The sequence below is a fragment of the Staphylococcus equorum genome, assembly GCF_001747895.1.
In the GTDB taxonomy this organism is placed as follows: Bacteria; Bacillota; Bacilli; order Staphylococcales; family Staphylococcaceae; genus Staphylococcus; species Staphylococcus equorum_A.
In genome coordinates this window covers 15,612-37,114 of sequence record NZ_LNNB01000016.1, presented here as the reverse complement: position 1 = coordinate 37,114, position 21,503 = coordinate 15,612, and the positions used below count along the sequence as shown (strand labels likewise).

Genomic DNA, 21,503 nt, shown 5'->3' with positions numbered 1-21,503 from the left:
GTAAAGTAAGTGTTGTTTTTACCAATTGTCTATATCATTACGTTCGCCTTTGAAGTTATTTGAGGTCTGATGACGTTGTGCTAACACAGCTTCGACGTCTTCAAATTTAATATTTAAAGCATGTAATAATACGAATAGATGGTACATTAAATCTGCAGTTTCATTTGTCACTTCATGACGATCAGACTTCATCGCGCCAATAACAACTTCAAACGATTCCTCGCCAAATTTTTTGGTAATTTTTTCAAGACCTTCATTTAACAAATATTGTGTATATGAGTTCTCTTTATTGGATTGTGCACTTGAAGTTACAGTTTGTTCTAATTGTTGGATATTAAAAGGAACGTCGGTATTAAAGCAACTTTGGCTCCCAGTATGGCAAGTTGGACCATTTGGCACAACATCGATGAGTAGTGTATCTTGATCGCAGTCTAAATGAATATTTTTAACTACTTGCGTGTGTCCAGAAGATTCGCCTTTGGTCCACAAACGTTCTTTAGAGCGAGAATAGAAACAAACAATGCCATCTGCTAAAGTTTTGTTATATGCTGCTTCGTTCATATAGCCAAGCATGAGCACTTGTTTTGTATCAACATCTTGCAAAATTGCTGGTAAGAGTCCTTTACTAAAATCAGGTTGTTGTGTCATCTAATGGGAATACCTCCTTGTGCCATCGTTTGTTTTATTTCATCTACAGTAGTTTCTTTATCGTGTAATATACTTGCCGCGAGACCTGCAGAGACATCTGTTTGTTTAAATAAATCAACAAAGTGATCTGGTTTTCCGCCACCACCTGAAGCAATGACAGGAATATTTACAAGTTGTTCAATGTCATGTAAATGTTTCACATCAAAGCCTTGTTTCATACCATCGTGTGTCATGCTTGTGATGAGTAGTTCACCTGCACCTAATGCTTCTACTTCTTGGACCCAATCATATACGCGTTTATCAGTACGTTGTTTACCACCGTGAGTATAACAATAATAGTCGTTCAGTTCGTCATCATAATTGCTATCAATAGCGATACAAATGCACTGACTTCCAAATTTTTCACTCGCTTGTTTAATGAACTCTGGATTGTTAAGTGCGCTTGAATTCAGTGAAACTTTGTCTGCACCATGATTAAGTAATTGTGAAATATCATCTAAAGTAGCGATCCCGCCGCCAACCGTAAGTGGAATAAATAATTTTTCGGCAGTTTCCTCAATGACATCAAGTACAAGATCATGACCTGCTTCTGTTCGAGAAATATCTAAAAAGACAAGCTCATCTGCACCTTGGTCATTGTAATAAAGTGCATAGTCTACTGGATTGCCAATATCTCGTAATCCTTTAAATTGAATCCCTTTAACTACGCGACCATCTTTTACATCTAAACAGGGGATAATTCTCTTTTTAATCATGATAATCCCTCCCAAAAATCAGCATTGTGCGCTGCTTTACCGACGATTGCAGCATAGACGCCTAGTGATTCTAACTGTGTTAAGTCTTGTTGGTTTCGTATACCACCTGAAGCGATAATTTGTTTGTCAGATGCTTCGACTAATTGTCCTGTTATTTCAAAGTTAGGACCTTCAAGTCGGCCATCTTTAGAAATGTCTGTATAAATAATACCACCAAGTGGAAAGTGTTCGATTTTATTAACTAAATCAAATAGGTCTAGTTGAGCGTCTTGTTCCCAACCATTGATTTTTACATCACGACGATAAGCATCAACAGAAATGTATATACGATTTGGATACTGATTTGCCACTTGTTCTAACCATGTTAAATCTTGAATCCCTTTCGTACCAACAATACAATAATCAATACCGTCATTGAAATATGCTTCTATTGTGTCGATGCTTCTAATACCACCACCAACTTCCATTGGTTTGTCAGTAAGTTGTCTTAACTCTTTTATATAATTTCTTTCAATAGATGATTGCTGTTTTGCGCCGATTAAATCGACAATGTGAATACGATCAACACACTTAAACTGGTTATAAAATTTGATGCTTTCTTCAGCGCTACGTGGCATTTTTTCTTCTGAATTATATTTACCTTCAGTTAGTCGCACACTTGTAGCATTGATTAAATCAATTGCTGGCCAGAGTTTAATCATAATAAGAAACCGCCTTTCAATGCTTGGTTGAGTATTGCTAATCCATCGGCACCACTTTTTTCTGGATGAAATTGAATGCCGATATAGTGTTTATATTGAACAATTGCTGGAATGGGATCACCGTATTCAGCGAAAGCTACAACATGTTCAGACATTTCAGCTTGATATGAATGTACGAAGTATACATCTTGTGCCAATTGAGGGTGGTTGCTAATTAAATTATTCCAGCCTAAATGTGGCACAGGATAGGGTGTTTGAATCGGAACAATATTTCCTGGGAAAAGTTTTAAACCTTCGACATTTCCTTCTGCACTCCAATCGTATAAGAGTTGCATGCCAAGACAGATGCCTATAATCGGTTTATCTGTAATTGACTGTAACACTGTTGCTAAACCACGTGTTTGAATCGCTTGCATGGCATCTTTAAAATGACCAACACCAGGTAATATGATCATATCTGCAGCTTCAATTTCATTTTGATCATCTGTCAGTATCGTTTCATAGCCCAAATGTTCCACCGCACGTTGTACATTTTTAATATTTCCTAGACCGTAGTCTATGATAGCAATCATTCAATCACACCCTTAGAAGAGGGGATGCCTTCTGAATCGTTACTTGCTAAAGCTTCTTTTAGTGCACGGGCGAATGATTTGAATATGCCTTCGATTTCGTGGTGCGTATTACCGCCACGTAATAAATCAATATGTGTTGTTAATCGTGCGTTAATCACTAATGCACGAAAGAATTCATCTACAAGTTCCGTATCAAAAGTACCGACTTTTTCTTTACTTAATTGTGCATTAAATGATAAATATGGACGACCGCTGATATCTACAACTGAACGTGCAAGTGTTTCATCCATAGGAATATAGCTTACGCCGTAGCGTTGAAAGCTTTTGCGTTCTTTAACTAATTCTAATAATAATTGACCAAGCACAATACCAATGTCTTCAGTTACATGGTGATCATCGACTTCCGTATCACCGTTTGCTTCTATTATAATTGACAATTTGCTGTGGAAAGTAAAGAGGGTGAGCATATGATCTAGAAACCCCACACCAGTATCAATCTTACTTGAACGCTGATCGTCTGCGAGAGAAATACTTAGTTGTGTTTCGGCGGTGTTACGTGTTTTTTGATAAATCATATTGAGACCTCCAATTTTTAATGATTGCGATTAATTCATCTAATTGTTCATCTGTAGCTATAGAATAACGTACATAATCAGCCATTTCCTTTTCGTCATAGACTCTAGGTAGGAAACCGTGCGCTTTAATAAATGCGCCTAAACTTTTGGCTGCAGTTCCCTTTGTTAAAACAAAGTTAGTCGAGGAAGGAAATACGACCATGATATCTGATACTAAATCATCAAACATATTGCGTAATTTCATAGCAAGTTGTCTTTGATGATTTATAAAATTGTTAAGCATTTCTGTATGTTCAAACATATATATAGCAATATGCAATGTAATTGTATTTAATGGATAAGGGTGTTCAATCCTTTTAATTTCTTGAATTGTTTCGGGCGTACTAATCAGCATGCCTAATCTTAATCCAGCGATGCCAAAGGCTTTTGAGAGTGTACGCATTTGTAAAATGTGCGGCTGCATCTCTATTTGATAAGTATTACCAAAATCTAAATAAGCCTCATCTATGATGAAATACCCACCTAATGTTTCCATCTTATCCCCAATTGCTTTTAAGAACGTCTGACTATATTGCTTGCCTGACGGATTGTGTGGATTGCTCATGATAAAGAACGCGGGCTGAACTTCATCTATACGTTGTAAAATATGCTCTAAATCGAATGATAAATCTGGCTCAGCATTCACAAATTCGATTGGACGATCGACTTGATAGGCATAGGCTTGATACATGAAAAAATCTGGATTCAATGTGAGTACTGGACCTTCTGGCATAATCAGCATTAACTTTTGAATTAATTCATCAGAACCATTACCTGCAATAATTTGTTTAGCTGAAAGTTTATAATAATTTGCATAAGCTGTTTTAAAGCGCTCATATTCGTCATCTGGATAGAAATTAAATGGTGCTTCTTGAATAATTGTTGCCAGTTGTGAATCGGATAATGGACGAAGTGGACTTTCATTTTTGTTAATTCTAATCATCATGTGGCTCCTTTGGTGATCTAATTTCTATAGATTGTTCATGGTTATAAAGTTGTTCAATATGAGCAAGCTTACGTGCAGAGCCTTCAATTGTCTCAAAAGTAGATTCAGATAGATCAATCACAGAATGACGTGTTAAAAAGTCATTGACGGATAAACCATTGGTAAATCTCGCAGTTTGATTGGTCGGTAATACATGACTTGGACCCGCTACATAATCACCTATAACTTCTGGAGAATAATGTCCTAAGAATAGTGCACCTACATAACGCACGTGATTTAGGTAATCACGTGGTGAAGCTGTTTGAATTGATGCGTGTTCTGGCGCGATTTGATTCATTAAATCACATGCTTCATTAAAATTATCTACTGAAATTAAAAAATGATTGTTTGTTAGGCTTGCTTGAACGATAGGTTGACGTTCAATTTGGCTTAAAGTTTGTTGAATGCGTTGTTCGAGTTGTTGTAATAAGTCTTTATTTTCACTAATCACAAACGTTCTCGCAAGTTCATCATGTTCTGCTTGAGCAAATACATCGTAAGTTATAGCATCTAAATCAGCCGTCTCATCTATAATTAGGGCGATTTCGCTTGGACCAGCAATTTGATCGATACCTACTTGACCAAAGAGATATTTTTTGGCGTAGGCAACATACTGATTGCCTGGACCTACAATTTTATCTACTTTAGGTATTGTTTCTGTACCATAAGCAAGCGCTGCGATGCTTTGTGCGCCACCGACCTGGAATACCCTATCGACACCTGCAATATAGCAAGCTGCTAAAACAATATCAGGTAATCCTTGAGTTTGTGGAGGTGTGACAACAAAAATATTTTTAACACCAGCTACTTTAGCTAATGTAACAGTCATTAACACAGTAGAAGGATAGCTTGCTTTACCACCGGGTACGTATACACCGACACGTTCTAATGGATGATACATTTCATAACATTCATTAGAACCTTGTTGTTCCGTGGATTTAATAGATGTTTGATAAGCTTTGATACGTGAGTGACTTTGTTGAAGTGCGTCACGTAATGTATCGTCAATGCGACTATAAGCTGCTTCTAAAGTTTCATAAGGAATTTCAAGTTCTGATGTCTCCACATGATCAAGTTGTTGGTTATAAGCTTTTAAAGCTTGATCACCTTGAAGTTTTACATTGTCACAAATATCCTTAACTAGAGGATATAATGCTTCATTTAATGCGGATTGATTTAAATAGTTCTCTAAAAATGTAGCTTTATTTATAATCAATGAGAGACACCTCCAATGTTTGTATAAAATCATCTATCTCGGTTGATTTTTTAAAATAAGATTGCTTATTTGTAATTAATTTAGCATTAATGTTTTTTATTGTATCTTTTTCAACTAATCCATTTGATTTTAAAGTTGTACCTGTTTGAACGATATCTACAATGCCATCAACCATATCGACTAAACAAGCTAACTCGATAGAACCAGATAGTTTTACTAATTCTACGTCTAACCCTTGGGCTTCAAAATATTTTCTGGCCGTTTTAGTATAAGATGTAGCTACTTTCGTAAAAGTTGTTGTATCTGGTTTCGCTGCTAATGCAAAGTGGCAAGCACCAAAAGGCAAATCAAGTAAATTATTGATTGTGTAATTACCTTCTTCTAGGATGTCACTACCTACGATGCCTACATCTGCAACGCCCTGTTCCACATAAATAGGTACATCGCTTCCTTTAACTAAAACAAATTGGATTTCTCCTACAGAGATGAGTAACTGACGCTCTCTCTGTTCCAACGCGCGTACAAGTTCTTGTTCATCTACTTCATTCAAATAAGCAATGAAACTTTTTAGTAATCTTCCTTTTGCTAAAGCTACAGTAAGCATGATGTTCTCTCCTTTTTAATTAAAGTATAAACCCAAGTCCAAAGCCTTCTAACTCACCTTTGTAAAAACCACCTGTAAGTTGTTGTGCTTTATTATTTTTAAGATGACATCTCATAAAAGCACCTTTGTAATAAGAACGCGGTGGTTGTGGGGTGATATCTAAGTGAATATCAGTGATGTGTTGAGATTTAAACCACTGTTCCCATCGAAGTAATGCTTGTATTGTACGATGATCATGTGGGAATAACTGACTTAATAAATCAAGTTGTTCTGTTGTCTTAGTAGTAAGTAATTGAACTACCGGGTGCGCTATACCTAATTGAGATGTAAGTTCTGAAATATTGCGTTCCTGTATGAGTTTCAATACCTCTTTGGTTTGTTCTTTAGGAGATAGAAGTAAATCTATCAGTTGATAATGACCTAAAATCACAAAATCAATATCATCATTTAAAGTTGTTTTGATATAGTCATAAAAAGTGATGAAGTCATTTTGCATATCTGTAATGGTTGGATTGTAATGTTCGATACCTAACTGAGTATAGACTTCATTATCACGAACAATAGGGCCGGTGTACGCGACACTTTGATATTGTGGTGGATAATTACTGTAATAACGTAATAATTGATCGGTAAAATCATTGCGTAATGCAAAGATATGATGGTCATGTTGCCAGAAACTGCGCTCAGTCATTTGCTGTAAATCGTCTGTAGTCAGTGTTCGCCACGACAGTGATTCGATAAAACTGAAATCTACAAGTTTGAATCCAGCTTGTTCAAAATGTTTTAAAAACGCTAATTCAAATTCTTTGTTATTAATAAGTGTTGTTGTATTCATAATATGACCATCCTTTGTCTTTTTGCTTTGTCACTCTACCGAACTAAAGTGGATTGATAAAGAATACTTTAACATAGTTATTTTTTAAATTCAATAAATATTCTGAAAATAGATATTTGATTTAAATGAGATAACTAAAAGTTTCTTATTAAAAAATGGGAGAAAATGATTAAAAAGGAGCGGGAATATGAAATCGAACTTTGATTTCATATTCCCGCTTCCAATTATCTAACTAAATAGTGATCAGCTATTTTAAATTAAACTCTGACCATAGATGACGTATTTCATCATTTCTTCTTTTGGTACCATGTTTCCACCTGTAGCCCACACGATGTGGTTGGCATTTTCTATATGAATCCCTTTGTTTTTAGCGTGTTTTGTAGCTTCAGCAATGCCAGCAAAACCTGAAGCAGCAGATGGTTCGATAAAGATATCTTCTTTTTCACTTAACATATATAAGTAGCGATACATTTGCTTATCCTCAACTGTAAATGCGCCATATAAAAGTGTATTCATGATTTGACCGACTAAGCGGGAAGGGCGTGACACTGCAAGTCCATCGGCATCGGTACGTCCGTCTAATCCAATATCAGTCACTGAAATTTCATCGTGCAATTGCGTCATCATGCCAAGTAACATACAAGGTGCATGGGTTGGTTCGGCAAAAATACAATAAACGTGTTCACCAAAGACTTTTTTCAATCCAAAAGCAACACCACCAGGTCCGCCACCAACGCCACACGGTAAATAGACAAAAAGAGGGTGGTCAGCATCTACTTGAATATTTTGACGCTCTAATTGTGTTCTTAGGCGTAATACAGCTACAGTATAACCTAAAAATAAATCAGCAGAACCTTCATCATCAACAAAGTGACAAGATGCATCATGTTCTGCGCTTTTTCTACCCTCAGCAACAGCAAATTGGTAATCAGATTGATGTTCCACGACTTCTACACCACGCGCACGTAGTAAGTCTTTTTTCCATTGACGGGCATCACTAGACATGTGTACAGTAACACTGAAACCAAGTTTGGCACTCATGATACCTATACTTAAACCTAAGTTGCCAGTTGAGCCAACAGAAACATTATATTTACTGAACAATTCTTTATAATGTGGTTCATCTAGAATACGATAATCATCTGTCCATTTGAGACCACCATGTTCCATTGCTATCGTTTCAGCCAGCTTAAGGACTTCATAAATACCACCTCGAGCTTTGATAGAACCTGAGATAGCAAGATGGCTATCGCATTTAAGCCATAACTTCCCGTTAGCTCCATATTGTTCCGTTTGAGAAAGGTGATTGTGCATAAAAGGTATGGGCTTTAATGGTGATTCAATTAACCCATGATCTTTCTCTGTTTCAGGAAATACTTTGCGTATATAATTACTAAATCGTTCGAGACGTAATGCTGCGTCCTCCATATCTTCTATTGAAAATGGCAGTGTTTCAACTTGACGAAATTTGGGGTTTTCCCAAAAGATAGGTTTATATTGTTGCATATCATTAATTAAAGGGAAATTTTGTTTTAATTTTTCTAATTCTAGCATAAAAATCCTCCTATAATACGAAATCTTTCATTTATTAATTATAGCAAAAATAGTGTGTTAAAATGCGAATGATACGAATGATATCATTTGATGCGTCGTTTTTAAAAAATATCAAATCAATTATCAACTAGAGCGTAAATAGGAGCGATAACAATGAAAGTGTTTATATTTGGTGCGAATTGTTATTTAGGTAGTCAATTAATTAAGAAATTACAAAAGCATCATGAAGTTTATACAAATAACAATATTGCGCATTTGAATAGTGGTTTTATGGCAACAAATGTATTCCAAACTTATGAATTGCAACGTACTTTAAAACAAATGCATCATATTATATATATAACGAATAAAGCAGCGCTTCCCAATGCATATTTACAAGGGCATTCGCATAGTATGCATGTGTGGGCTATTGAAAATATATTACAGACCTTACCTTCATATAGTGACAAGAAGATTCACATATTAAACGTGGAAAAAAAGTATAATAATCATTTTAAAAATTTATTTGATTCGCAAAACGTCAAAGTAATCGATATGTCAGCATCTAAAGTTATAAACAAAATAGGTAAATGCTCGAGACCTATGCAAAATAAATATAAAAAAGTCTATTCATTTCAACATATGTTACTTACAAAAGAAATCAATGCAATACAACTTGTTGGTATGTATGAACAATATTTAAAAGAATGTAGTTTAGGATGGATTAGAATTAAGCAAACAGAGCAACGCTTTGAAATTAGCTTGAAGTTTCTTCCATATCCATTAATAAAAATGGAAAAAGCATATAGCTCACCAACCAATTTCATTTTAAAAGTAACAGGCGGTTTACTAGTAAGTACAAAAGGAGAAAAAAATGGGATGCTCGAATTTAGAACGTCAGCATCGAGTTATAGATGTGTGATTGGTTTGAACCATTATGAACCCGCATTGCCTTGGCTGGTATATTTATTATCACAAGCTCCGATTCACAAGTGGGTGATGTCTAAACTTTATAATTATGTGTGGAAGTACTATTAATATATAATGGCAAGCGCTATTGTATGGCAAAAAACATAATAAATAGCGCTGGGTGCTCACTTTTAAACGGAGCATTCAGCGCTATATTTAATGTAGTGGATTATTTTTTGAAGGTGCGACGTATTTTAGAGAACCAACCTTGAGGTGAATTGGCTGATACAACATGAGGTTGTGATACTTCATCTTGAAGTTGTTGACCATAATTCACCGCTTCCTTCATTAAATAAGCTTGAGAGTTCAATGGTGACAAGTTATTTTGGATGTAATGATAACGTCCATGTGCATCTTGAAAACGTCCTTTTTGATTATCAGATAACTGAAGGTTCATATAATCTAATAAACGTTTGGCAATGACTTTGTCTTCAACAGGAAATAAGATTTCTACACGTTTAATCATGTTACGTGTCATGGCATCTGCTGAAGATAAATAGATTTTTTCATCTCCATTATTGTGGAAATAGTAAATGCGTGAATGTTCTAAAAAGCGACCCACGATACTCACGACTTCTATATTTTCACTAATACCCGGAATACCTGGTTTGAGACAGCAAATACCACGAATAATAAGTTGAACTTTTACGCCGGCGCAAGAGGCTTCAAATAATTTAAGAATAATATCTTTATCTGTTAAAGAGTTCATCTTCATTATAATATTGCCGTTACCATGTTCGTGATGTGTTTGAATTTCATTGTCTATGCGTGCTAAGAAGACATCTCTAATATCAAATGGCGCAACGATGAGTTTATTGTAAACAGGTTTGACTGAATACCCACTAAGATAATTGAAAAAGTTTAGAGCATCTTCAGCAATTGCATCGTTGGTAGTAATTAATCCCATATCTGTATATAATTTAGCCGTTTTATCATTATAGTTTCCAGTTCCTAGATGAATAAAGGAAGTGAGTTTATTATTGATACGTTTGACTACAAGCGCAATTTTACTATGCGTTTTTAAATGGGTCATCCCATATATAACGTGACAGCCAGCATCTTCTAACATTCTTGCCCAATGCACATTATTTTCTTCATCAAAACGTGCTTTTAACTCAACAAGTACGGTAACTTGTTTCCCATTTTCAGCTGCCGTTTTCAAGCTATTAATAATAGGAGAATCTTTACTTACACGATAAAGCGTTTGTTTAATAGCAATTGTGTCTGGATCTTCAGCGGCTTCACGTATAAAGTCGACAATAGGTTCAAACGATTCGAAAGGATGATGGAAGAATATATCTTTTTTTAACGATAAATCAAATACATTATGATTACCTAAAGACTGTGGTGTCTGTGGCACGTACTTTTTGTATTTTAAGTGTTTCAATTTATTAGATAAGTGATCAACTAAATTAGATAGCATCGTTAAATCTAACGGCCCGTCTACGAAATAAACCTCATCATCATGTACTTCTACTTGGTTCATAATCCACACAATGTCTTCATGTGTAGCGAATCGGCCATCTACTTCTAAACGTACAGCAGTGCCACGTTTACGCTCCTTTAAAAACCTTTCAATTTCAATGAGGAGGTCTTCCGCACCGTCTTCATGTATAGTTAAATCAGCATTTCGAGTGATTCTAAAGGTAAAAGTATTTAATACTTCATATCCACTAAATAAATCATTGATAAAATGCGTAATGATGTCTTCAACCATAATAATGAATTGCGTATCGCCTTTATTTAATGAATAAAACCTTGGTATTAAGGAAGGTATTTGAACAATTGCAGAGTTAATGGCATCTTCAGTATCTATATCAACAAAGATATTCAGGCTTTTATTATTTAGTTTTGGGAAGGGATGATAGGCATCTATTCCTAATGGCGTTAACGTTGGTAAAATGCCCGTTTTGAATTCTGATTGTAATTGAGATAATAACGATTCAGGTAATTCATCTGGTTGAACAATTTCAACTTTATGTTGGCGTAAATCTTCTACCAATTCGTTATAACGCTTATATTGTAAGTCAACATTTTGTTTATTTTTGATATTGATTTGATTAAGTTGTTGTTTTGGTGTTAATTGGGCTTTGTTTTCTGGTTTGTCATAACCCATTTTGACTTGGTCTTGTAACCCAGCTACACGTACCATAAAGAATTCATCTAAATTCGAACTAAATATCGAAACAAAATTAAGTTGTTCAAGCAATGGATTGTTTTTATCACTTGCTTCTTGTAATACGCGATAGTTAAAATCTAACCAACTGAGTTCTCTATTATTAAAGTATTGTGGTAGGTTCAAATCTTTTGCTCCCAAATTTCTATGCATAACTCTAATTACACCTCGTTGTAGTCTGAATATTGGATTTTGCTACGTATAACTTATCATATAAATTTTAAGATTTTGTAAAGATGATAGATAGGTCATCTTTTAAGATTTTTTCAATATGTTTTTTCTGCCTCAAGGATTGATATTCTTCAGCGATAGGCTCACCGTTGTAGTATACATATAAGGTGTAACCATCATCATTTTGTTGTAATTCTACTTGCTCTACAGAACTCGTATGAGAAACATTAAGCGCATTAACAAACTTGATAATGCCACCTAAGCATTGGATGTTATCTAGTTCTTTACCACGCAACCACTTTGTTTCATGACTAAAGAATTTTAATAACGACTTATTTTTAAAACTAGCAAGTAAAGCGAGTTTCACTCGATCTTCGTGTGGAAAACCATCAATCATTGAATTCGCGATAATATAATAAGTGTGCGGTGAGCTTGAATCAGCATCAATAAATCTCCCTAAGTAATACAAGAAAGAACCCTCGGCAAATAGTTCATTTTCTTTTTGAGTGACCTCTAATTTTTTAAAGCCTATTAATTGTTCTAATAATGTTTGTGCTAACTTCACACGTTGTTTTGCACTTGTTTCCTCAATACGATATTCATTAGCTAAATGGTATAACGCGTCTTTACGAATATTCTCTTTTCTAAATTCTTCAGGATGACGTTCAGAAATTAATTTCATCGCATAACCTTCACGCAGTCCTTTTCGAGAAAAAGTGAATTGCTTCGCGTTAATTCTATTAAATAATGACTTGAAGACAGCTACTGCAGGTAGAATAATGTCTACACGATCTCTACTTAGACCATCTATATCTTTTAAATCATCATATGAACTTTTTTTAATGATTGAGTAGACTTCATCAATATGCGCTTCAGTCATTGCATAGTTGTGAACCCCGCCGATAGGATATGAGTGTTCAGATTGATGAATGCGCGCGACATTACGTGCAGAACCCCCAATACCAACTAAAGTAACTTCTTGATTTTTTAACCAAGAAAGTTGCTCAAATTGTTTAACTAAAAACTTTTCCATATTTTTGATTGCTGATTTATCATTATGGTCTTTACCCTCAAAGAATCGATGGGACAAAGTAACGACACCAAATGGAAAACTATGCGAATCTATTAGTTTTTTATCTTTAAAAAGTGTAACTTCTGTAGAGCCACCACCGATATCGATAGATACGCCGTCATTAACGTCAGTAGTATGTGTAATAGCGTAGAAACCATAAAATGCTTCTTCTTGTTCTGAAATAATTTTAATGTTGATGTTAAGTGTTTTCTTGATATGTTCTATAATCTGATCTTGGTTGATAGATTGTCTAATGGCTGCAGTTGCTACCGGATGTAATTCATCTATATTAAACTTGTCAGCAACCTTTTTAAAACTGCGCAATGCTTTAGTTAATACTTCAATACCGTCATCATTCATGGCCAAATCTTCAGTTAAATATTGGCTTAATCTTGCCGGTGTTTTGATATTTAATATTTCATTTAATCCTGTTTTATGATCAAATTCAAAAATAACGAGTCGAATGGTATTTGAACCAATGTCTATTAATCCTATACGTTCCATAATTTCCTCCTAAGTAAATGAGGTTATTTTACTTTACTTGTACTGTATTTACCCTTTTCTTACTTATATATTACAACATTTATAAAAAAATGTGATCTATAATTTTAATATTACTTAATAAAAGTATAACTATACTTTGGTTATTTCAGAGATTAGTGTGGTTGAAAGTAAAGAGACAGACACGGAAATGATTCTACGTGTCTGTCTCTATTTTAATAACTTATTTTACATGTAAAGGGCCACCTGGGCCAAGCGGCCAACCTAATAAATACCAAGCAATCATGAATAATGGCCACACGATACTTAATATAATTGTATAGGGCATTAGACTAGATAATAAAGAACCTAATTTCATATCATTATCATATTTTTGTGCATAAGATAATAACAATGGCAAGTAGGGCATCATAGGTGTAATTGGGTTACTAATGGAATCACCAATTCTATACAGCATTTGAGTCAATGCTGGATGGAAACCTACAATGATAAGCATCGGTATGAAAATAGGTGCTAAAATACCCCATTTGGCAGATGCACTACCAATCAATAAATTAATTAGTGCACTTAATAAGATAATACCTAGGATAAGTACAACGCCGTTCTGACCTTGAAGTATTGAAGCACCTTTAACGGCAACGATAATGCCTAGGTTACTCCACTCTAAAAAGGCAAGTAACTGAGCTGCAAAAAACACAATGACAATAAAGGAACCCATAGATGACATTGAATCAGCTAACATTTTTCCTAAGTCCTTAGAACTCTTAAATTCATTTACCATAATGCCATAAACTAAACCAGGAACTAAAAATAATACTAAAATAATTAGGCCGACGCCGTTAATGATAGGTGCATCATTCAGTAAACTACCTGTGTTAGCATTCCTCAGAAAACTTTGTTGCGGTATAGCTAAAATAATAAGCAATATAATTAATACAAAAAAACTGATATTAGCCCAAAATACGGCACGGTTTTCTTGAGGTGTGAGTTTTGAATTAGAATCATCTGCTTGAATAGCTGAATTAGAATCATCATATTTACCTAATCTAGGAATGACAAAACGCATAGTAACCCAATATACGGAAGGCAATAAGATGAGCACACTTGCTGCAATAAAGTACCAGTTCATTGCTACGTTGACATGCACACTATCAGAAACAATGCTTGTAGCTGGTTTTGTAAATGCATAAAGCAGTGCGTCTGACATACCAATCATGACATTTGCAGAGAATCCGCCAAGTGCAGATGCGTAAGCCATTGCTAAACCTGCAATAGGGTGGTAGCCCAATTTAATAAAGACCATAGCTGCTAATGGGGGTAACACAATCGGCGCTGCATCACCAGCAGCATTGCCTAAGATACCTATAATAATAATGACCGGCACAATGAAATGCTTAGGTGCCTTATGTACGACTTGAATCATTAATTTATCGAAGTAACCTGTTTTTTCTGCTACGCCAATACCAAGCATGACTGCAAGGACAAGACCTAATGCCGGAAATTCTGAAAAGTTTTTTATGGCGTCATTCAGAATCATCGATAGTCCATCTTTACTCAAAATACTTTTGATTGCGATGGTATCGCCTGTGCCCGGATGTTTTACGGAAATCTGAAACAATGATACAACCCAAGTAAGTATTGCGAGTCCTACACACATTAAGAAAAATAAAATGCTAGGATCAGGTAATCTGTTTCCAACTTTTTCTACAATATTCAAAAATCTATTTATTAGCGTTGGCTTATCTTTAGTATTCGAAACCATCATAACGACCTCCCTAATAAGTTATCGGTAGTATAACAAATTAAGAATAAAAATAGAATAAATATTCTGAAAACTTTATAATTTTCAAATTTTAAATATATATTGCATATATGAACGTTCGTATATTTATTTAAAAATTTCATTTGAAAAGTATAAAAAAGAGAGGGGATAGAAAATCAACTTTTGATTTCTGTCCCGCTCCCGTATAGCTTATATAAATTCACGCTATGTTTGTTGAAAAGTTATATTTGAATACTGTGTCTCAGTTAACTCGTAGCTTACCAAATGATTTGATCAACCACATCGTCATTAAGAGATTTAATAATTTCTGTAACTAAGGCTACTGAATTTTTGTAATCATCCGTGTGTAACACAGAAACATTGGAATGCATGTAACGTAATGCGACGCCAATAGCGACAGTTGGTGTCCCTTCATTCGCTACATGAATACTTCCTGCGTCTGTTCCGCCGCCAGCAGTAGTGTCTAATTGAATCGTAATATTGTGTTTTTTAGCCACTGCTTTAATATGTTTCATAAAACCAACATGACCGATATTAGATCCATCCATTAAAATAACAACAGGACCATTACCAATTGCTGTATCACTTACTTGCCCAGACATTCCTGGTGTATCATATGCAACAGCAACGTCTACAGCTATAGCCAAGTCAGGTTTAATCTTGTTGGCAGCTACTTTAGCACCTCGAAGCCCAACTTCTTCTTGAACATTGGCACCTGAGACAAGATTGATGTCAATTGTCTCGTTCTTAAGGTTTTGTAATACATCTACTGCAAGTGCACAGCCGTAACGGTTATCAAAAGCTTTTGCAGTTAAATATTTATTATTCGCTAATGCTTCGAATTCACTATATGGTGTGACCATATTGCCTAATTCAATACCGAATTGTTGTGCTTCTTTTTTACTTTTAACTCCAATATCAATAAACATTTCTTTCATATCAACGTTTTTTTTGCGTTCTTCCGGTGATAATACATGTGGCGGTTTTGAACCAATAATACCTCTGATTTTTCTACCATCATCTGTAGTTACCGTTACTTTTTGAGAGAGCATGACTTGATTCCACCAGCCACCAATAGGGGTGAATTTTAGGAAGCCGTCATTATCTATTTTAGTCACCATAAAGCCGATTTCATCTAAGTGACCAGCAACCATTAATGTTTTATTACTTGTAGTGGCAGTCTTTTTACCGAAAACACCACCTAGATTGTCTTCTATGATTTCATCGCTTACTTGTGTTAAATATTCGTGCATTAAAGATTTAACTGCCATTTCGTGTCCTGCAATACCATCAACATCTGTTAGAGATTTTAATAACTTCACTGAATTGTTCATATAATGCCTCCCATTAAAATTGATAACTTTATTTTAACATGAAGTATGCGATTACATAGCATTTTGACTGTAAGGGGGGATTAAGCAGTGAGGAAAGTCGTTAGTTTATTTGAAAAATAAAAATTCCTACTAAATCACTCAGACTAAAAGTGTGCATAAAAAGAATAAGCATGTTTCAATATAAATATAGACAAAGTGGAGGGATTTTATATGACAGAAGTTCAACATCTTACATTAGGTTCATCAAAAGCACCTGTTAAAGTGGAATCATTTATAAATTTGGCTTGCCCATATTGTAAAAATTATTTTAAAGCCGCAGATCAATCATTAAAACCACTGATAAATCAGGGGAAAGTACAACATGTAATTAAGCATTTTGATAAAACGAAGCAAGGATTATTAAAAGGTACGGTTGCAAATATTCATTTAGATTATCAAAATACTGATGAAACACTAGAAATTATACGTAAATTGTATGACACTCAAAAAGAATGGACAGTTGATTTTGCTACTATAGAAGAAAAAATGCAGCAAGAGTTTAACTTATCACCTCAGAAAGAAGCTGATGAACGCGCTTTAGCGATTACTGAAGAAGCGTTTAGTCGTGAAATTAAAGGCATACCAACAGTATTTATAAATGATAAGAAATTTGAGTTCAATCCATTAGAAGATGCGCAAAGTACAATAGAAACAAAACTAACGCAACAAATAAATGAAGCAAGTCATTAGAAAAAAGCTCTATTACTTTGAAAAGCAGTTTAATTGCTTTTAAGTAATAGAGCTCTCTTTATGTCATCGATGTTGATCAATCAGTTTCAATTTATAGTCTCGTATAGATTGGATTCCGCCATCTTTATTTTTAATAATAAGATGGTCTTTAGATATTTGAGTAGGTGATTCAACACCAACCGCAGCAGCTATATTAAATAACCCCTCATGTAAGCTTGTTACAAAATTAGTGACACGATATTGTTTCTCATCGATAATCAGTCCTCTTTCAAGTTTAGGATCCGTAGTAGCTACACCTACTGGACAAGTATTCATATGACATTGTTGACTCATAATACAGCCGACACTAATCATCATGCCACGTGCCACGTTCACTAAGTCTGCGCCGAGTCCTAAAGCAATAGCGATTTTATCCGGCGTGATAAGCTTTCCGGATGCGAAGATTTTAACACGATCACGAATGCCATGCTTTTCAAGCAGTGAAGTTACAATAGGCAAAGCCGTAAATAAAGGTAAACCAACACCATCTTGCAATTCTTGGAAAGTTGCACCAGTGCCGCCCTCACCGCCGTCAACAGTTATGAAGCTAGGATATTGGTTTGTCTCAACCATAGTTTGTACAAGTTTTTCTACTTCTGAAACTTTGCTTACAACAATTTTAAAGCCAACTGGTTTTTGAGCTTGTTGCTTGAGCTGAGTCACCCAATTAAGTAAAGCTTTTGGACTATCAATGTTATCGAAGCGGTTAGGTGAATTAATGGTTTTCCATGGTTCAACCATACGTATATTTGCAATTTCTTCTGTTACTTTATTACCTTGCATATGACCACCACGCGTTTTGGCACCTTGAGCGAGTTTTATTTCAAAAGCTCTAATCTTATCTCTATGTGCTAACTCAAGAAAAGCATCTATATCAAATACACCTGCTTTATCACGTACACCGAATAATCCCGGTCCAATTTGAAAGATGAGATCTACGTCTCCAGAAAGATGGTGTTCTGATAATCCACCTTCGCCGGTATTCATCCAAGTACCTGCTTGACCAAGTCCTTTAGACAGTGCAGTGATTGCATTACTACCTAATGCACCATAACTCATACCAGATTGGCCAACTAAGCGCTTAGGTTTGAATGGATACTTAAGTTCTGCACCTAAAGTGATGCGGTTTTCTTCTGATATATAGTAAGGATTAAGTTCAGCTTGAATTTTATGTTCATCACGATTGAACAGACGTTCATTATCGATTTCATAGATAAAAGAAGAAATCATAGGTGACTGATCAATGTGTAATTCTGATGTTTGTAAAGGAAACATTGTATTTTGTAAATAAAACCCATCTTCGTAATCTTCTTGCGTACCAAAACTCGTCATTCTAGAATTATATTTTCCAGCTAATACGATGTTAGTAAAATCATTTCTAGAAAATGGTTTACCTTTCGTATCCGCTAAGAATAAATATTGACGGAGTTCAGGACCAATTTTTTCTCCAAAATAACGAACACGTGCAAGTAATGGGTAATTACGTAATACACTATGTTGCTTTTGGTGCTTATCTTTAAATAGTAAAAATCCCCCAACAATTAGTACACTTAATAAAATTAGCACTAAGATGATATTTACGATGAATTGTAATATTGTCAAAATCGTCATGTAACATCCCTCCCTATTTATATATATACTACAACAAAATGCGCTTTTTACAATATGATAACTACTATAAAGTTAGTCTGACCAATATACTAGTGTTGAGGATAGATACCGAATAAATATATTATAAAATGTATATAAGTAATTTAAATCATGGTATATTCATTGTATACAATGATAAGGAAGGTGTCATATGGCTCAACAGTCAACTCAAGAGATAAAAAAAGCACACAATGAAAAAAACATATGGAACAATGACAAGATTGTAAAAAAAGATTTTTGGCTATTCCCTATATATATTGTTGCGAATAATATAGTTCCTATTATTTTCTTTGTTTTGATATATGGAATATATTCTATTTTTGATATAAAAAATGAATCATTTGTTACTGATGAAAATATATTAATCATGGGCGCAGTCATTGCAGAAATAATCATTCTATATAGCTTTTATGTAATGCATAGAAAAGATAGAATGATATCAATTGCAATGGATAAATTTAAAAAAGTGCCACGATATCTATTGATGATTATGGGTGCATATCTATTAATTTTAATTTTAAATTCAACATACGCTTGGTTAATGGAATTTTTGCCTAAGTCATTACAATATAATGAAACACAAAATCAAATGTTATTAGAAGAAATGTTCGCTGATAACAGGATGTTACCATTTTTATTTATTGATATTGTGATTTTAACGCCTATTATTGAAGAACTATTATTTAGGCATTTAATCATCCATGAACTAGGCAAAAAAATTACATATGGTTTTGCCACTGTCCTTTCAATTATACTTTTTGCAGGTGTTCATGTGATTGGTGCCACATCTCCATTTGAGATAGGATCTTATATTATTATCGCGATGGGGATTGCTTTTGTTTATTTAAAGAGTGGTATGAATTTAGCACTGGCTATAACGTTACATGCTGTAAATAATTTAATTTCATTCATAGCTATTGTTTTTATGAAATAACAAATAAGTAAATGAAATTTGATGAGTGACATATTAATTATTAGGTGAACGCCTTAACTCAACTCATTATGAGAAAAAAAGGCTATTAAAATAATTGATTTAGGGAATAAGTAATATCAAATGATTCATATTTTAAGGAGGGCAGATGATGTTAGAAGTTAAAAATGTTTCTTACAAAATAGACAATAGAAACATCATCGATAATATCAATTTGAAGATAGAAAAGGGAGATACAATTGCTATTATAGGGCCTTCTGGAAGTGGTAAAAGTACATTGTTACGATTGCTTAATAATTTAATTAGCCCAACGCATGGCGAAATATATTTTAACGGCAAAGCTTATGAACAAATTAAACCCGAGTCATTACGTATGGACATTAGTTATTTATTACAAGAAAGTGATTTGTTTGATCTTACAATTGGTGATAACATGGCGTTTCCTGCTGTAGTTCGAGAGGACAAATTTGACCGTAAAAGAGCTAAGAAGTTATTAAAAGCTGTTGGCTTAGGTCACTATAATTTTAATACAAGTGTAGAGCATCTATCAGGTGGAGAAAGACAGCGTATTACAATTGCTAGACAATTAATGTATAAACCTCAAATACTATTATTAGATGAAGCTACAAGTGCATTGGATACGCAAAATAGTGAGAAAGTAGAAGACCTCATTTTCAAGTTTGCCGCTGAAGGTGTTGCGATTTTATGGATTACTCATAGTACGAATCAGAGTATTAAACATTTTCAAAAAAGAATCCGAATTGTTGATGGCAAAATAGACAAACAGGAGGATTTATAATGAGTACAACAGCTTTAGTGTTAACAGGGTTACTCCTAATCTTTCCTATGATTGTATCTTATAAAGAAAAATTACATATTATTAAAGATTTACTCGTGGCAACAACACGGGCTGTCGTTCAACTTGTTATTTTAGGATATCTTTTGCATTTTATCTTTGATGTAAACCAAAAATGGTTGCTCTTATTATTTGTACTAATTATCATTATTAATGCTTCTTGGAATACAATCAGTAGAGCATCGCCAGTGATGCATCATGTGTTTTGGATATCTTTTGCAGCAATATTTATTGGTGTTGCATTACCATTAGCAGGCGTCATCATCACAGGTGCTATTCAGTTCAAGCCTAATGAAGTCATTCCGATTGCAGGTATGCTTGGGAGTAATGGTCTGATTGCTATTAATTTAGCCTATCAGAATTTAGATAGAGAATTTGTTAAAGAGATGAGTAGGATTGAAGCTAAATTAGCGTTAGGTGCTACACCGAAACTCTCTTCTAAAACGACAATACGGGAAAGTGTAAAGACAGCAATTGTACCAACAATAGATTCAGTTAAAACATATGGGATTGTATCTATACCTGGTATGATGACAGGGTTAATTATTGGTGGTGTTGATCCATTAGAAGCTGTAAAATTTCAATTGATGGTCGTGTTTATTCATACAACAGCAACAATCATGTCAGCACTAATTGCTACATACTTAAGTTACAAACAATTCTTTAACCATCGCAATCAACTGATAGGGCGACACTTACACGCGAAACAACGCTAATTTTTATAGAAGAAATTCAGTCAGGGAGCATCTAAAATAGGATGTTCCCTTTATTTATTGTTGCTTTTAACTTTATGGGCTAATTAATGAATATTGCAGTAATTTGTGAATTG

20 protein-coding genes are annotated in these 21,503 nt (G+C 34.5%); 5 read left to right on the top strand and 15 right to left on the bottom strand.

Features of this window, described 5'->3' with window-relative positions:
- Positions 1-18 precede the first annotated feature (18 nt).
- The 10 genes from hisIE to AST02_RS07625 all read right to left on the bottom strand — a co-directional run bounded on the left by hisIE (position 19) and on the right by AST02_RS07625 (position 8,484).
- Positions 19-648 carry a bifunctional phosphoribosyl-AMP cyclohydrolase/phosphoribosyl-ATP diphosphatase HisIE gene (hisIE, locus tag AST02_RS07670; RefSeq protein WP_069817068.1) on the bottom strand — a complete coding sequence of 210 codons (630 nt, stop codon included), beginning with the start codon at positions 646-648 and terminating at the stop codon, positions 19-21.
- On the bottom strand, positions 645-1,403 hold the full coding sequence (gene hisF, locus AST02_RS07665) for an imidazole glycerol phosphate synthase subunit HisF (RefSeq protein WP_069817066.1): 759 nt from the start codon (positions 1,401-1,403) through the stop codon (positions 645-647). The genes hisIE and hisF overlap by 4 nt, the downstream gene beginning before the upstream one ends.
- Positions 1,400-2,104 carry a 1-(5-phosphoribosyl)-5-((5-phosphoribosylamino)methylideneamino)imidazole-4-carboxamide isomerase gene (gene hisA / locus AST02_RS07660; RefSeq protein WP_069817064.1) on the bottom strand — a complete coding sequence of 235 codons (705 nt, stop codon included), beginning with the start codon at positions 2,102-2,104 and terminating at the stop codon, positions 1,400-1,402. Before hisA ends, hisF begins: the two co-directional genes overlap by 4 nt.
- Positions 2,101-2,676, bottom strand: coding sequence for an imidazole glycerol phosphate synthase subunit HisH (gene hisH, locus AST02_RS07655; RefSeq protein ID WP_069817062.1), 576 nt, complete (start codon positions 2,674-2,676; stop codon positions 2,101-2,103). The genes hisA and hisH overlap by 4 nt, the downstream gene beginning before the upstream one ends.
- Positions 2,673-3,251 carry an imidazoleglycerol-phosphate dehydratase HisB gene (gene hisB, locus AST02_RS07650; protein WP_069817060.1) on the bottom strand — a complete coding sequence of 193 codons (579 nt, stop codon included), beginning with the start codon at positions 3,249-3,251 and terminating at the stop codon, positions 2,673-2,675. The genes hisH and hisB overlap by 4 nt, the downstream gene beginning before the upstream one ends.
- Positions 3,229-4,233: a pyridoxal phosphate-dependent aminotransferase gene (locus AST02_RS07645; RefSeq protein ID WP_069817058.1), complete on the bottom strand. Its 1,005-nt coding sequence runs from the start codon at positions 4,231-4,233 to the stop codon at positions 3,229-3,231. Before AST02_RS07645 ends, hisB begins: the two co-directional genes overlap by 23 nt.
- Positions 4,226-5,488 carry a histidinol dehydrogenase gene (hisD, locus tag AST02_RS07640; RefSeq protein ID WP_370736897.1) on the bottom strand — a complete coding sequence of 421 codons (1,263 nt, stop codon included), beginning with the start codon at positions 5,486-5,488 and terminating at the stop codon, positions 4,226-4,228. Before hisD ends, AST02_RS07645 begins: the two co-directional genes overlap by 8 nt.
- The gene (hisG, locus tag AST02_RS07635; RefSeq protein WP_069817054.1) at positions 5,478-6,095 is read right to left on the bottom strand and encodes an ATP phosphoribosyltransferase; all 618 of its coding nucleotides are present in this window, start codon (positions 6,093-6,095) and stop codon (positions 5,478-5,480) included. Before hisG ends, hisD begins: the two co-directional genes overlap by 11 nt.
- 19 nt (positions 6,096-6,114) lie before the next feature.
- Positions 6,115-6,930, bottom strand: coding sequence for an ATP phosphoribosyltransferase regulatory subunit (locus AST02_RS07630; RefSeq protein ID WP_069817053.1), 816 nt, complete (start codon positions 6,928-6,930; stop codon positions 6,115-6,117).
- A gap of 252 nt (positions 6,931-7,182) precedes the next feature.
- Positions 7,183-8,484 (bottom strand): D-serine ammonia-lyase, encoded by a 1,302-nt coding sequence (locus AST02_RS07625; RefSeq protein WP_069817051.1) that lies wholly within the window; start codon positions 8,482-8,484, stop codon positions 7,183-7,185.
- A 153-nt stretch (positions 8,485-8,637) separates the two neighbouring features.
- Here AST02_RS07625 and AST02_RS07620 point away from each other — a divergent pair, with 153 nt between their 5' ends.
- Complete coding sequence (locus AST02_RS07620) at positions 8,638-9,501, top strand: hypothetical protein (RefSeq protein ID WP_069817049.1); 864 nt, start codon at positions 8,638-8,640, stop codon at positions 9,499-9,501.
- Positions 9,502-9,601: 100 nt separating this feature from the next.
- On the opposite strand, the gene AST02_RS07615 is transcribed toward AST02_RS07620, so the two are convergent.
- From AST02_RS07615 to AST02_RS07600, 4 genes are all read right to left on the bottom strand, one after another.
- Positions 9,602-11,761, bottom strand: coding sequence for an RNA degradosome polyphosphate kinase (locus AST02_RS07615; protein WP_069817047.1), 2,160 nt, complete (start codon positions 11,759-11,761; stop codon positions 9,602-9,604).
- A 67-nt stretch (positions 11,762-11,828) separates the two neighbouring features.
- Positions 11,829-13,358, bottom strand: a complete 1,530-nt coding sequence (ppx, locus tag AST02_RS07610) for an exopolyphosphatase (RefSeq protein WP_069817045.1) — start codon at positions 13,356-13,358, stop codon at positions 11,829-11,831.
- A 217-nt stretch (positions 13,359-13,575) separates the two neighbouring features.
- The gene (locus AST02_RS07605) at positions 13,576-15,114 is read right to left on the bottom strand and encodes an AbgT family transporter (protein WP_069817043.1); all 1,539 of its coding nucleotides are present in this window, start codon (positions 15,112-15,114) and stop codon (positions 13,576-13,578) included.
- Between the two features lie 278 nt (positions 15,115-15,392).
- Positions 15,393-16,469, bottom strand: coding sequence for a M42 family metallopeptidase (locus AST02_RS07600; RefSeq protein WP_069817041.1), 1,077 nt, complete (start codon positions 16,467-16,469; stop codon positions 15,393-15,395).
- A gap of 210 nt (positions 16,470-16,679) precedes the next feature.
- Between AST02_RS07600 and AST02_RS07595 the strand changes: the two genes are divergently transcribed.
- On the top strand, positions 16,680-17,198 hold the full coding sequence (locus tag AST02_RS07595; RefSeq protein WP_069817039.1) for a thioredoxin domain-containing protein: 519 nt from the start codon (positions 16,680-16,682) through the stop codon (positions 17,196-17,198).
- A 63-nt stretch (positions 17,199-17,261) separates the two neighbouring features.
- Here the strand turns inward: AST02_RS07595 and AST02_RS07590 are convergent, their stop codons facing one another.
- A complete protein-coding gene (locus AST02_RS07590; protein WP_069817036.1) occupies positions 17,262-18,848 on the bottom strand; it encodes an FMN-binding glutamate synthase family protein in 1,587 nt (528 codons plus the stop codon).
- A 190-nt stretch (positions 18,849-19,038) separates the two neighbouring features.
- On the opposite strand from AST02_RS07590, the gene AST02_RS07585 reads away from it, so the two are divergent.
- The 3 genes from AST02_RS07585 (at position 19,039) to AST02_RS07575 (ending at position 21,390) form a co-directional block, all read left to right on the top strand.
- On the top strand, positions 19,039-19,821 hold the full coding sequence (locus tag AST02_RS07585) for a CPBP family intramembrane glutamic endopeptidase (RefSeq protein WP_069817034.1): 783 nt from the start codon (positions 19,039-19,041) through the stop codon (positions 19,819-19,821).
- Between the two features lie 145 nt (positions 19,822-19,966).
- Positions 19,967-20,617, top strand: a complete 651-nt coding sequence (locus AST02_RS07580; RefSeq protein ID WP_069817032.1) for an ABC transporter ATP-binding protein — start codon at positions 19,967-19,969, stop codon at positions 20,615-20,617.
- A complete protein-coding gene (locus tag AST02_RS07575) occupies positions 20,617-21,390 on the top strand; it encodes an ABC transporter permease (protein WP_069817030.1) in 774 nt (257 codons plus the stop codon). The genes AST02_RS07580 and AST02_RS07575 overlap by 1 nt, the downstream gene beginning before the upstream one ends.
- The last annotated feature ends 113 nt before the right edge of the window (positions 21,391-21,503 follow it).